11 protein-coding genes are annotated in these 12,779 nt (G+C 67.6%); 9 read left to right on the top strand and 2 right to left on the bottom strand.

The window, feature by feature from the left end; all coding sequences use genetic code 11:
* The first annotated feature begins 86 nt into the window (after positions 1–86).
* The 3 genes from L3V18_RS16255 to L3V18_RS16265 all read left to right on the top strand — a co-directional run bounded on the left by L3V18_RS16255 (position 87) and on the right by L3V18_RS16265 (position 2,756).
* Positions 87–332 carry a type B 50S ribosomal protein L31 gene (locus L3V18_RS16255; RefSeq protein WP_237056429.1) on the top strand — a complete coding sequence of 82 codons (246 nt, stop codon included), beginning with the start codon at positions 87–89 and terminating at the stop codon, positions 330–332.
* 359 nt (positions 333–691) lie between these two features.
* Positions 692–1,996: a citrate synthase gene (locus L3V18_RS16260; protein ID WP_237056305.1), complete on the top strand. Its 1,305-nt coding sequence runs from the start codon at positions 692–694 to the stop codon at positions 1,994–1,996.
* Positions 1,997–2,291: 295 nt separating this feature from the next.
* Positions 2,292–2,756: a hypothetical protein gene (locus tag L3V18_RS16265; RefSeq protein ID WP_237056306.1), complete on the top strand. Its 465-nt coding sequence runs from the start codon at positions 2,292–2,294 to the stop codon at positions 2,754–2,756.
* A 153-nt stretch (positions 2,757–2,909) separates the two neighbouring features.
* Here L3V18_RS16265 and L3V18_RS16270 read toward each other — a convergent pair whose 3' ends face one another.
* The gene (locus tag L3V18_RS16270) at positions 2,910–3,575 is read right to left on the bottom strand and encodes a hypothetical protein (protein ID WP_237056307.1); all 666 of its coding nucleotides are present in this window, start codon (positions 3,573–3,575) and stop codon (positions 2,910–2,912) included.
* A 241-nt stretch (positions 3,576–3,816) separates the two neighbouring features.
* Positions 3,817–6,303, bottom strand: coding sequence for a penicillin-binding protein 1A (locus L3V18_RS16275; RefSeq protein WP_237056308.1), 2,487 nt, complete (start codon positions 6,301–6,303; stop codon positions 3,817–3,819).
* 237 nt (positions 6,304–6,540) lie between these two features.
* On the opposite strand from L3V18_RS16275, the gene L3V18_RS16280 reads away from it, so the two are divergent.
* The 6 genes from L3V18_RS16280 (at position 6,541) to L3V18_RS16305 (ending at position 12,720) form a co-directional block, all read left to right on the top strand.
* Positions 6,541–7,599, top strand: a complete 1,059-nt coding sequence (locus L3V18_RS16280; RefSeq protein WP_237056309.1) for a type IV pilus assembly protein PilM — start codon at positions 6,541–6,543, stop codon at positions 7,597–7,599.
* A complete protein-coding gene (locus L3V18_RS16285) occupies positions 7,599–8,351 on the top strand; it encodes a PilN domain-containing protein (protein WP_237056310.1) in 753 nt (250 codons plus the stop codon). Before L3V18_RS16280 ends, L3V18_RS16285 begins: the two co-directional genes overlap by 1 nt.
* Positions 8,348–9,022, top strand: a complete 675-nt coding sequence (locus L3V18_RS16290; RefSeq protein WP_237056311.1) for a type IV pilus inner membrane component PilO — start codon at positions 8,348–8,350, stop codon at positions 9,020–9,022. Before L3V18_RS16285 ends, L3V18_RS16290 begins: the two co-directional genes overlap by 4 nt.
* A gap of 8 nt (positions 9,023–9,030) precedes the next feature.
* A complete protein-coding gene (locus tag L3V18_RS16295) occupies positions 9,031–9,576 on the top strand; it encodes a pilus assembly protein PilP (protein ID WP_237056312.1) in 546 nt (181 codons plus the stop codon).
* Between the two features lie 17 nt (positions 9,577–9,593).
* Positions 9,594–11,540 (top strand): type IV pilus secretin PilQ, encoded by a 1,947-nt coding sequence (locus L3V18_RS16300; RefSeq protein ID WP_237056314.1) that lies wholly within the window; start codon positions 9,594–9,596, stop codon positions 11,538–11,540.
* A 163-nt stretch (positions 11,541–11,703) separates the two neighbouring features.
* Positions 11,704–12,720 (top strand): AAA family ATPase, encoded by a 1,017-nt coding sequence (locus tag L3V18_RS16305; protein ID WP_237056315.1) that lies wholly within the window; start codon positions 11,704–11,706, stop codon positions 12,718–12,720.
* The last annotated feature ends 59 nt before the right edge of the window (positions 12,721–12,779 follow it).

Consider the following 12,779-nt stretch of genomic DNA (forward strand, 5'->3'; position numbering starts at 1 on the left):
GTCGGCCGCGGATCTGGCCCCCACTTGCCCGGGGGGCTGAGCGTCGCTATACTGCGCCGCTTCCCTCCGATGACTTGGTGAGTGCCATGAAGGCCGGCATCCATCCCGAATACCGCGAAGTCGTGTTCCAAGACGTGACCACCGACTTCCAGTTCCTGACTCGTTCCACCCTCGGCAGCAAGGAGACGGTGAAGCTCGAGGACGGCAACGAGTACCCGCTGATCAAGGTCGACATCTCGTCGGCATCGCACCCGTTCTACACGGGCAAGCACAAGATCATGGATACCAGCGGCCGCGTGGACAAGTTCCGCAAGCGCTACGCGAAGAAGTAAGCGGCGCGCCGCAGGGCGCGTCGTATCTTCAGCAGGTTCATCCGCACGACGGCTGCCGGCAGGCGGCCGTCGTCGTTTTCATGCCCGCATCCCGCCGGTCCGCCGCCTGGACGATGTCCCGTGTCATCCGCATGCACGACCATCGTCGATGCCGGCCGCACCGGTCAGCGGCCGAATGGGCATCTGCGCCGCGAGGCCGGAACGTCGGTGGCGCGCAGGCGCTTCTAGTACTGAAGTCCGAGCTTCGACTCTGGACGCATGTGCGATAATCCGCGGGTTGCGTCCGGCCATGCTGGCCGTGACCCTGTCCCCCATCCGTGTCCGGGCCCGTGCCCGCACGTCGACATGAGGAGTCTTCCGTGTCCGATTCGACCAAGTCCGGTCCTGCCGAGGTCACCCTTGCCGCCGGCGACAAGAACGTCGTCCTGCCCGTGCAGTATCCGACCCTGGGCGCGCCGTGCATCGACGTCGCCCGCCTGCCGAAGGAAACCGGCTGCTTCACCTACGATCCCGGCTTCACCGCCACCGCGAGCTGCAAGTCCGCGATCACCTACATCGACGGCGATCAGGGCGTGCTGCTGTACCGCGGTTATCCGATCGAACAGCTGGCCGAGCAGTCGAGCTTCCTCGAGGTCGCCTATCTGTTGATGAACGGCGAGCTGCCGGACAGGAACGAGTTCGCGAAGTTCGAGCACGAGGTCACGCATCACACGATGATGCACGAGCGCCTGAAGAACTTCTTCCAGGGCTTCCAGTACGACGCGCACCCGATGGCGATGCTGGCCGCGACCGTGGCATCGCTGTCGGCGTTCTATCACGACACCCTCGACCTCGAGGATCCCGAGCAGCGCCGTCTCGCTGCGATCCGCCTGCTGGCGAAGATGCCGACCCTGGCTGCAGCCGCGTACCGCTATTCGATCGGCTGGCCGATCCGCTTCCCGCGCAACAATCTCGACTACGTCAATCGCTTCCTGCACATGATGTTCGAGGTGCCCAGCGAGCCGCTGGAGATGAATCCCGTGGTCGCCAAGGCGCTCGACCTGCTGTTCATCCTGCATGCCGACCACGAGCAGAACGCTTCGACCTCGACCGTCCGCCTGGTCGGCTCCACCGGTGCGAACCCGTACGCCTCGGTGGCCGCCGGCATCACCGCGCTGTGGGGGCCCGCCCACGGCGGCGCCAACGAGGCGGTGCTGAAGATGCTGGCCGAGATCGGTACCCCGGACAAGGTCGACGCCGCGGTCGCCCGAGCCAAGGACAAGAACGACAGCTTCCGCCTGATGGGCTTCGGCCACCGCGTCTACAAGAACTTCGACCCGCGCGCGAAGATCATCCGCGAGATGACCCACAAGGTGCTCGGCGAGCTGGGCATCGACGATCCGCTGCTGGAAGTGGCGATGAAGCTGGAGGAGGCGGCGCTGAAGGACGACTACTTCGTCCAGCGCAAGCTCTATCCGAACGTCGACTTCTACAGCGGCATCATCTACAAGGCGCTGAAGATCCCCACCGAGATGTTCACCGTGATGTTCGCGATCGGCCGTACCGCCGGCTGGGTCGCGCATTGGCTGGAGCAGCAGGTCGATCCGGAGAACAAGATCGGTCGCCCCCGCCAGATCTACACCGGCGCGGCCACCCGCGATTACGTCGCCATCGACAGGCGCTGATCGCACCGCCACCGGTCTGCAGACGCCCCGCATCTCGCGGGGCGTTCTTTTTTGCGCGCGCTCCGGTCCACGGGTCGACAGGACGCGCATCCGGGCGACGTGTGCTGCACGATCGTGGTGCCGGCCGATGCTATGATCCGCCGCAGCGGGACGGCGCAGCAGGTCGCCGTCGCGCGCACAGGGAAGTGCGGGGATCCGCCCGAAGGGGCGGGCATCCGCTTCCCGGGCAGCTCGATTGCCGGAGCGGCGGCTGCGGCCGCCGTCGTCGGATTACACCATGGACAGGAGACGATAGATGAGAACCTTGATCACTGGCCTGGGCGCGTCGTTGTGCCTGCTGCTGGCCTCGACCGGAGCGTGGGCGCAGGAAATGTCGTTCCGCAGCGGCGTCGTGACCGACATCGACACCATCCAGGTGCCGGAAAACAGGCAACAGGAGCAGGAACCCTCGAAGGCGCAGTCGGCGGTGGGGCGTGCGGTCGGCCGCACGGTCAAGCGGGCGCTGTGGCGCGCGGCGCTGAATTCCAGCAGCGAGCATGCCTACGACACCTATGACGTCGCCTCCGGCGCCGTCGACGACACCGCGGAGGTCGTCGTCGAGAACAGGAGCGGGCAGGCGGCCACCGCCTATCTGGTGATGATCCGTTTCGACGACGGCAGCCAATCCGCGATCCAGGCCGTACAGGTCGACGAGCTGCAGGTCGGTGGCCGGGTCCGCGTGTTCGGCTCGGGCGAATCGGCCCGGATCATGCCCGAGTAAACCCTGGTCGGATGGAGCGACGGGGCTTTTTTCGGGCCCTGTCGATCCACTGGCATGCGGCAGCGTTCTTGGTACGGGCCTTCTGGCGTCGAGGGCAGGAGCCCCTTTGCGTCGATGAGGGGCCGATCGGACCCCGCCAGTCCCGCGAGCGGCTCAGGATTGCAGTCCGGCCTCGTAGGCCGAGATCTCCTCGCTGGCGAGCAGTTGCCGCAGCTGCGCGGCCGAGGCGCGTTTCATAGGTCGGCCGTCGACGTTCGACAGCGGAGCCTGGCGCAGCGCATCCAGCGGCAGCACCGTCACGTCGAAGCTCAGATCCTCGGCACTGAACACCCAGACCGGCAGATCGGCCGAGCGTTCGAGATCGAATCGCAACCGGCGCGTCCGTGATTCCGCCGGTACGCGATGTTCGTCCAGGAAGCGCATCACCGCCTCGGCATCGTCACTGTAGGCATGCAGGTGGACCGGGGAATTGGCATCGGCGGTGCCGTCCAGCACCGGACCGACCAGGCGCGGCGAGAAATGTTCGAGGAAACCGAGCGCGCGCAGCGCTGCTTCGCGACGGATCCTCAGTGCTTCGCCATGGGACGGGCCCGCGAACAGGCGCTGGTATTCGCGCAGCGCGTCCTCGATCTCGCGGTTCCGCGGCAACGAGGCGTCGTCGAAGATGCCCAGGCGTTGCGCGGCCTTGAGCTTGGCCTGGTGGTAGTCACGCATGCCGCCCTCGGCCATCAGCCGTGCGGCTTCGTGGGCGAGCCGGCGGCGGCGCTCGCGGGTACGGGTCTGGGCGTGGAGATGGGCGTGCTGACGGGCGTGGGGCATGACAACCTCCGCGGCTGGCACGACAGCGGCGATCGCATCGCCGAGGCCGGCCCATGTGGCCGGCAAGCCAACGCTAGCACGCCGCGGATGACGCCGGGAACCCGCGGCGTCGTCCACGATCGGCTGGGGCATGGCGGCGGTTCAGTCGGGCGGGAGTGCCGGCCGCATGGGCCGGCTTCGACGATAGCCGCAGGGGGCGGCGCCAGCCGCCGTTGACGGCGGCCGGGCGGCGCGGGTCCAGCTAGAAGATGTCGAACGACTCCTCGGCGGGTTCCTCGTCGGCGCCATAGTCGATGAAGGTCTGCATCCGCTCCAGGTCCTCAGCCTTGACCCATTCGGTCAGGCCACCGCTGCCGTCGGGCAGCAACTGACCGTTCGCCGAGACCGATACCTTGATCATGCCGTCGGGCGGCAGGTTCTGCGCGATCGGCTGGCCTTCCAGTGCGACCCGCATGTAGTCGATCCAGATCGGCAGTGCGGCCGTGCCGCCGTATTCGCGGTAGCCGAGCGATTTGAAGTCGTCGTGACCGACCCAGACGGTGGTGACGTAGGGGCCGCCGAAGCCGCTGAACCAGGCATCGCGCCAGTCGTTGGAGGAACCGGTCTTGCCGCCGACGTCCTCGCGGTCGAGCACCCTGGCGGCGGTGCCGGTGCCGCGACGGACCACGTCGCGCAGCATCGAGACTATCTGGTAGGCGACGCGGTTGTCGATCGCGCGCGGCGCCCGCGGTGCGTCCGGGTCGATCGACGTCTCATCGGCGGCCGGCCGGTCGTCCTCCTCCGGTTTGGGCGCAGGCGCCACCGCCGGGCCGAGGTTGAAGCCGTCGATCACCTGGCTGACCGCCGCGGCATTGCCGCCGACGCCGCAACTGGGACATGCCAGCGCCGGCTCTTCCTTGAACATCACCGCGTCGTTGCGGTCGCGGACCTCGTCGATGAACCACGGGGTGATCCGGTAGCCGCCGTTGGCGAATACCGCGTAGCCTCGCGCGACCGAAAGCGGGGTCAGCGAGGCGGTACCCAGCGACATCGACAGGTTGGGCGGCAGCTGCGCCTCCTCGAAGCCGAAGTTGGCGATGTACCTGCGCGCGTAGTCGACGCCGATCGCATCGAGCAGGCGCACCGACACCAGGTTGCGCGACTGCACCATCGCCTCGCGCAGCCGCATCGGCCCGGCGAAGTTGCCGGAGTCGTTCTGCGGGCGCCAGACCTTGCCGCTGCGCTGCTTGAACACGACCGGGGCGTCGAGCACGATCGAGGCCGGGTTGAAGCCCTTGTCCATCGCCGCGGCGTAGACGAAGGGCTTGAAGCTGGAGCCGGGCTGGCGACGTGCCTGGGTCGCGCGGTTGAACTCGTTGCCGGCGAAGCTGAAACCGCCCGACAGCGCGCGCAGTGCGCCGCTCACCGGCTCCAGCGAAACCAGCGCAGCCTGCGCCCGGGGCAACTGGTCGAGCGCATAGGTATGGCGCGGCGGCGGCGCCGGCAATCCTTCGGGCACCTCGACGGGGTCGCTCTCGACCGGTGTCTGCCGTACCCGGACCAGGTCGCCGCGCTTGAGCAGGCTGCCCGGGTCGCGGTCGCCGTAGCTGTTCTTGCCGGTGATCTCGACCACGCTGCCGTCACGCAGCGCCAGCGTCGCGCGGCCGGCATCGGCGGTCAGCACGATCGCCGGCAGCAGGTTGGCCTGGGCGGGAATGCCGCGCAGGCGCTTGCCGGCGGCGGTGGCGGTCTCGTCGGCGGCCAGCTCGAAATGCTGCTCCACCCCATGCCAGCCATGACGACGGTCGTAGGTCGCCAGGCCGTCGCGGATCGCCTTGTCGGCGGCGGTCTGCAGCACCGGGTCGATGGTGGTGGTCACGCGGTAGCCCTGGGTCAATGCCTCGGCGCCGTAGCGGGCCACCATCTCCTGGCGGACCATCTCGGCCACGTAAGGGGCATAGACCTCGACCGGCGGTTCGTGCGGAGCGGCATGCATCGGCACAGCTCGCGCCGCTGCGGCCTCGGCGGGGTTCACGAAGCCGAGTTCCTCCATCCTCCGCAGGATGTAGTCGCGCCGTTCGCGGGCGCGTTCCGGGTTGCTCAGCGGGTTGCCGCTGGACGGGAACTTCGGGATGCCGGCCAGCGAGGCCATCTCGTCCAGGTCGAGCTGGTCCAGTGATTTGCCGTAATAGAACTGGGCAGCCGCGGCGACGCCGTAGTTGCGGTGGCCGAAGAAACTCTTGTTGAGGTAAAGCTCGAAGATCTCGTCCTTGCTCAGTTCGCGCTCCATCTTCATCGCCAGCAGCATCTCGCGCAGCTTGCGCATGTAGCTGTACTCGGAGTCGAGGAAGAACTGGCGGGCGACCTGCTGGGTGATGGTGGAGCCGCCGGGCACGCGTCCGTCGGTGGTCGCCAGCAGCCAGACCGCGCGCGCCACGCCCTTGTAGTCGACGCCGTGGTGCTCGTAGAAGCGGGCGTCCTCGGTGGCGATGAAGGCCTCCTTCAGGCGCTCGGGAACCTTCCCGATCTCCACCGGCGAGCGTCGCATCTCGCCGAACTGTGCGATCAGCTGCCCGTCGCGGGCGTAGACGTGCATCGGTTCCTGCAGCTCGACCGTGCGCAGGGTCTCCACGTCCGGAAGTTTGGGGACAATTACGTAATACAAGGTGCCGAGCGCGATCGCGGCCAACACGGCCAGGCCGACCAGGGCCAGAAGCGCCCAGCGCAGCAAGCGTCGAATTCGTGGCATCGGGATCCGATTCCGAGTTGCGGATGTAGTGGGCGGGCAGTATAGAGGAGTCGCCAGGGCGTTCCGGGGGGAACGGGGACAGGGGCGGCCGAGGGGGTTCAGGCGGCCGGAGAGGGCTTTAAAGTGACGGCGAGGGGCAATTTGTGCACGAAGTGGTTGCCAGCTCCTGAAAAGTCCGTTATCTAAGACGGGGCCACACGAAGTGCGCGTAAGCGCTTGTGGTATGGGGAGAAGATCGTGGGAGTCATCACAAAAAGCCAGCCGGCGCTCGTCGGCGTGGACATCAGTTCGACTGCCGTCAAGCTGCTGCAGCTGTCGCGGTCGGGCAACCGTTACCGCGTGGAGCACTACGCGGTGGAACCGTTGCCGCCGAACGCGGTGATCGAGAAGAACCTGGTCGAGGTCGAGGCCGTCGGCGAGGCGATCAAGCGGGCGGTGTCCCGGTCCGGAACCCGGGCCCGGCATGCGGCCGCCGCGGTTGCCGGTTCCTCGGTGATCACCAAGGTGATCCCGATGCAGGCGGATCTCGACGACGAGGAGATGGAGTCGGCGATCGAGCTGGAGGCGGTGAATTACGTGCCGTATCCGATCGAGGAAGTGAACCTCGATTTCGAGGTCCTCGGGCCGATGCCGGGCAGCACCGAGACGGTGCAGGTCCTGCTGGCCGCCTCGCGCGCCGAGAACGTCGAGGTCCGCGCATCCGCGCTGGAGCTGGGCGGTCTGATCCCGAAAGTCATGGACGTGGAGGCGTTCGCGGTCGAGAACGCGTTCGCACTGATCGCCGAGCAGCTCAGCGGGCCGCGCGACGGCCTGGTCGCGCTGATCGATGCCGGCGCCACCATGACCACCCTCAACGTGTTGCGCAACGGTCGCAGCATCTACAACCGCGAACAGGTGTTCGGCGGCAAGCAGCTGACCGACGAGGTGATGCGCCGCTATGGCCTCAGCTACGAGGAAGCCGGTCTGGCCAAGCGCCAGGGCGGGCTGCCCGAGAGCTACGAGGTCGAGGTCCTGGAGCCGTTCAAGGAGGCGATGGCCCAGCAGGTCAGCCGCCTGCTGCAGTTCTTCTACGCCGGTAGCGAGTTCAACCGCGTCGACCAGATCGTCCTGGCCGGCGGCTGCGCCTCGATCCAGGGCATCGCCCAGATGGTCGAGGAGCAGCTGGGCGTGCCGACGATGATCGCCAACCCGCTCGCGAACATGACCCTCGGCCCGCGCGTCCAGGCCCATGCCCTGGCGCAGGACGCGCCGGCGCTGATGATCGCCTGCGGCCTTGCCCTGAGGAGCTTCGACTGATGGCAAGAATCAATCTGCTCCCGTGGCGCGCCGAGCGGCGCAAGCAACGTCAGAAGGAGTTCGGCGTGATGGCCGGCCTGTCGGCCCTGGCCGCGGTCGCGCTGTCCTTCATGATCGTCAGTTTCTACAACGGCCAGATCAGCGGACAGAACGTCCGCAACGACTTCCTCAAGGACCGGATCGCCGAGGTCGACAAGCAGATCGCCGAGATCGAGGAGCTCGACAAGAAGAAGGCCAAGCTGCTGGCGCGCAAGGAGGTCATCGAGCAGCTGCAGGCCAACCGCTCGCAGATGGTGCACCTGTTCGACTCGCTGGTGAGGACCATCCCCGACGGCGTGATCCTGACCTCGATCAAGCAGGACGACAAGACGCTGAGCCTGACTGGCCGCTCGCAGTCCAATTCCCGCGTCAGCACCTACATGCGCAACCTGGAAGGTTCCGGCTGGATGACCAAGCCCGATCTCTCGATCATCGAGGCGAAGGGCGAGGACAAGGGCCTGCCGTACGAGTTCAGCCTGCAGGTGACGCTGGCCAATCCGAACGCGCCGAAGGACGAGGACGGCGACGGGATCCCGGATGCACCGGCGGACGAGCCGGCCGCCCCGGCCGAAGCCGAGGCGGATGCCGCGGCGGCGACCGAGGCCCCGACCGCACCGGCACCCGCGCCCGAATCCGCTCCGGCGGAGCAGGCTCCGGCCGAATCCGATGCCGGAACCGCCGCCCCTGAGCCCGCAACCGGAGCTGCGTCATGAGCCAGAAGAAGATGTCCCTGCGGGAGCTCGACTTCAACAACATGGGCGCGTGGCCGCGCCAGGCCAAGATCGGCTTCTGCGTGATCATCGGCCTGATCATCGTCGGCCTGACCTGGTACCTGTTCGTCAGCGACAAGCGCGAGCAGCTGCAGCGCCTGGAGAAGACCGAAAGCGAGCTGCGCGGAGAGTTCGAGGAGAAGCAGGGCCGCGCCTCCAACCTGGAGCCGCTCAAGCAGCAGCTCGCGCAGATGGAGCAGCAGCTCCAGCAGATGCTGCGTCAGCTGCCGAGCAAGACCGAGATGCCGGACCTGATCGTCGACATCTCCCAGACCGCGCTCGCGACCGGCATCAGCAACGAGCTGTTCCAGCCCGGCCCGGAAGAGCCCAAGGAGTTCTACGCCGAGAAGCCGATCGCGTTGCGCATGGTGGGTTCCTATCACCAGTTCGGCGCCTTCGTCAGCGGCGTGGCCTCGCTGCCGCGCGTGGTCATCATGACCATGCACGACATCTCGCTGCAGCCGGCCGGCAAGGACAAGAACGCGCCGATCACGCCGAACAGCCCGCTCGAACTGGTCGGTACGGTCAAGACCTATCGCTACCTGGACGAAGAAGAGGTCGCCGAGCAGCAGAAGGCGAGCCAGGATGCCGCGAACGCGGGGGGGGGAGCTTGAGCATGCACATGTCCAGTATCCGTGTAGGCCGAGCGCTGCCCCGCCTGGCACTGGCGGCGGCGGTGACGATCGCGCTGGCCGGCTGCGCGCGCGGCGTCACCAGCACGCCCGGCGATGCGCCGAACCTCGAGAAGTGGATCGCCGAGGTCAAGGCCCGTCCCGCGCCGCCGCTCGATCCGCTGCCGGTGATGCAGCAGTTCGAGAGCTTCGAGTACGCCGCCCAGGGGTTGCGTGATCCCTTCAGCCGGGCATTCCGCGACCAGGGCGGCGGCGGTCCGCGCCCCGACTCCACCCGTCGCAAGCAGACGCTCGAGCAGTTCCCGCTCGACAGTCTGGACATGGTGGGCACGCTGGGTGCCGGCAACGGCATCGTGGCGCTGGTGATGGCGCCGGACAAGGTGACGTATCGGGTGCGGCCCGGCGCGTACATGGGGCAGAGCGACGGTCGAGTGACCGCTGTCCATGAAGATCGCATCGAGCTGGTGGAACTGGTGCCGGATGGCGCGGGGGGCTGGCTCGAACGCCCGGCGTCCGTCGCGTTGGAAGATCAATGAGTTTGGGGGATAGCACGATGACCGTATTCAACGCCAAAAGCCCGCGGCCGGCCCGGCGCTCAACGCTCATGCGCAGTGCCGGCATCGGCCTTGCCGTAGGCGCGATTGCGGCGTTCAGCGCCGCCCATGCCCAGCACGACGCGACCGTCGCGGTCGCGCCTCTGGCGGTCGGCCAGGCCGCCCCGGTGCCGAGCGCGGACCCGTCCAAGCGCCTGCCGGGGACGATCGAGGTCTCCAAGATCGACTTCAAGCGCGGCGAAGGCGGCGCCGGCCGGCTGGTCCTGAGCTTCAGCGGCGAAGGCGCCGCTCCCGACCTGCGCAGCGTCGGGTCGACGGTGACGATCAACGTCGCCAACGCCGAGCTGCCTGCGAGCCTGCAGCGCCCGCTCAACGTCACCGACTTCGCCACCCCGGTGCAGCGCATCGAGGCCCGCAGTTCCGGCACCGGTGCGACGCTGACGCTCAGCACCCAGGGCAACTACGAATCGATGGCCTATCAGACCGGCAGCGAGTACATCGTCGAGATCGTGCCGCGTGCGGCCCAGCCTGGCACCCGTGCCGTCGGCGCCAGCACCGCAGCGGTCGGCGCGACCACCTCGGCCGGCACCGCCCGCGCCTACTCCGGGCGTCCGGTGACCTTCAACTTCCAGGACGTTCCGGTGCGCACGGTGCTGCAGTTGATCGCCGAGGAGTCGGGGCTCAACGTCGTCGCCGCGGACACCGTCCAGGGCAACGTCACCCTGCGGCTGGTCAACGTGCCGTGGGACCAGGCGCTGGACATCGTGCTGCAGGCCAAGGGCCTGGACAAGCGCCGCAGCGGCAACGTGGTCTGGATCGCGCCGCAGGCCGAGATCGCCAAGTACGAGCAGGACAAGGAGGACGCGCGCATCGCGCTCGAGAACCGCGTCGACCTGGTCACCGAATACGTCCAGATCAACTATCACAACGCCACCCAGATCTTCGAGGCGCTGACCGAGGCCAAGGGCATCGGCGGGCAGAGCGGCCAGGGTGGTCAGGGTACGAACAACAACGACAACGGCTTCCTCTCGCCGCGCGGCCGGCTGGTCGCCGACGAGCGCACCAACACGCTGATGGTCAGCGACATCCCGAAGAAGGTCGCGCAGATGCGCGAGCTGATCCGGGTGATCGACCGTCCGGTCGACCAGGTGCTGATCGAAGCCCGGGTGGTGGTCGCGACCGACACCTTCGCGCGCGAGCTGGGCGCCCGCTTCGGCATCGCCGGCCACAAGGACGGCAAGTACTTCTTCAACGACACGATCGAGAACAACGACGAGACCCGGGGCTCGTACGTGGAGGCGATCACCTCCAACGAGCCGTCCTTCGAACTGACCAAGGGCGCGATGAGCAACCTGGGGGTGCTCAACCCGGCCGGTTCGCTGGCGCTGCAGATCCTCAATGCCGGCTATGCGCTCGACATCGAACTGTCGGCGATGCAGGAGGAGGGACGTGGCGAGGTCATCTCCAATCCGCGCGTGGTCACCAGCAACCAGCGCGAGGCGGTGATCCGCCAGGGCCAGGAAGTCGGCTACGTGACGATCTCGCCGCAGCAGGGCGGCAACAGCATCCCGATCCCGAACGTCCAGTTCAAGGACGTGCTGCTCGAGCTCAAGGTCACTCCGACGATCACCCACGACGGCCGCGTGTTCCTGAACATGAACGTCAAGAAGGACGAGGTCGAAGGCTTCATCGACACCAGCATCGGCCAGGTCCCGCAGATCGCCAAGCGCGAGGTCAACACCGCGGTGCTGATCGAGGACGGCCAGACCGTGGTGATCGGCGGCGTCTACGAGTTCGCCGACCGCACCGACATCAGCAAGGTGCCGTTCCTCGGCGACATCCCGTTCCTCGGCAACCTGTTCAAAAAGAAGGGTCGCGACAAGGACAAGGCCGAGCTGCTGATCATGGTCACGCCGAAGGTGATGCGCGTCGAACAGCGCAACTGAGCCCGGCTTGACGCGCACTGAAGAAAGGGCCTGCGGGCCCTTTTTTCATGTAGGCCGTGTGCGGACGGGCTTGAACCGAAGATGAAGCCGGCGGAACCCGGGCGGCAAAATGGAGTCAAACTGGGCCTCCCCCCGCGTCCCAGGTAAAGGTGGAATGGACAGCATGGCGAACCCTGTCGTACCGGCTCCGGGCCCGGCTTCCGACGAATCGATCCGGTTGCACGAGGCGTTCCGGTCGCTGCGCGACGGACTGGCGGCGGAGATCGTCGGCCAGGCGCAGTTGATCGAGCGGCTGCTGATCGCGCTGCTGGCCGACGGCCATCTGCTTGTCGAAGGCGCGCCCGGGCTGGCCAAGACCACCGCGATCCGGGCGCTCTCTGCCCGGCTCGAAGCCGATTTCGCCCGTGTCCAGTTCACTCCCGACCTGCTGCCGGCGGATCTGACCGGCACCGAGGTCTGGCGGCCGCAGGACGGGCGCTTCGAGTTCCAGGCCGGACCGATCTTCCATCCGGTGCTGCTTGCCGACGAGATCAACCGGGCGCCGGCCAAGGTGCAGTCGGCCCTGCTGGAGGCGATGGGCGAACGCCAGGTCACCGTCGGTCGCGCGACCTATCCGCTGCCGAAGCTGTTCCTGGTGATGGCGACCCAGAACCCGATCGAGCAGGAAGGCACCTTCCCGTTGCCGGAGGCGCAGCTCGACCGCTTCCTGATGCATGTCCACATCGGCTACCCCGAGGCCGAGGCCGAAGCCGAGATCCTGCGGCTGGCGCGGGAGCGCGCGCGCGAGGCGATGGCGACGCCGGCCCCTGCGCCGCCGCGGATTCCGGTCGAGGACGTGTTCGCCGCGCGCGCGGCGGTACTCGAGCTGCACGTCGCGCCGGCGGTCGAGCGCTACCTGATCGAACTGGTGCTGGCCTCGCGCGATGCGGCCCGCTACGACGCCGCGCTTGGCCGGCGCATCGCCTGGGGCGCGAGCCCGCGCGGCTCGATCGCGCTGGAGCGTTGCGCGCGCGCGCATGCCTGGCTGGCAGGGCGCGATTACGTCACCCCGGACGATGTGCGCGCAGTGGCACCGGATGTGCTGCGGCACCGCGTGCTGCCCAGCTACGAGGCGACCGCGGAGGGCTGGGACGGCGGCAGGCTGGTCGCCGAGCTGCTGCGCGTGGTGCCGTTGCCATGAGCGACTTTTTTGCCGTGGATCACGCGGATGAGCGCGGACGGTGAGGTTTCCAATCCTGT

This window comes from Marilutibacter chinensis, assembly GCF_021725675.1.
GTDB lineage: Bacteria > Pseudomonadota > Gammaproteobacteria > Xanthomonadales > Xanthomonadaceae > Marilutibacter > Marilutibacter chinensis.

Excerpts from the sequence above, each read along its gene's own strand:
- L3V18_RS16290 (WP_237056311.1), top strand. The coding sequence starts at position 8,348 with ATGAGCCAGAAGAAGATGTCCCTGCGGGAGCTCGACTTCAACAACATG.
- L3V18_RS16270 (WP_237056307.1), bottom strand. The coding sequence starts at position 3,575 with ATGCCCCACGCCCGTCAGCACGCCCATCTCCACGCCCAGACCCGTACC.
- L3V18_RS16295 (WP_237056312.1), top strand. The coding sequence starts at position 9,031 with ATGTCCAGTATCCGTGTAGGCCGAGCGCTGCCCCGCCTGGCACTGGCG.
- L3V18_RS16285 (WP_237056310.1), top strand. The coding sequence starts at position 7,599 with ATGGCAAGAATCAATCTGCTCCCGTGGCGCGCCGAGCGGCGCAAGCAA.
- L3V18_RS16255 (WP_237056429.1), top strand. The coding sequence starts at position 87 with ATGAAGGCCGGCATCCATCCCGAATACCGCGAAGTCGTGTTCCAAGAC.
- L3V18_RS16265 (WP_237056306.1), top strand. The coding sequence starts at position 2,292 with ATGAGAACCTTGATCACTGGCCTGGGCGCGTCGTTGTGCCTGCTGCTG.
- L3V18_RS16275 (WP_237056308.1), bottom strand. The coding sequence starts at position 6,303 with ATGCCACGAATTCGACGCTTGCTGCGCTGGGCGCTTCTGGCCCTGGTC.
- L3V18_RS16305 (WP_237056315.1), top strand. The coding sequence starts at position 11,704 with ATGGCGAACCCTGTCGTACCGGCTCCGGGCCCGGCTTCCGACGAATCG.
- L3V18_RS16300 (WP_237056314.1), top strand. The coding sequence starts at position 9,594 with ATGACCGTATTCAACGCCAAAAGCCCGCGGCCGGCCCGGCGCTCAACG.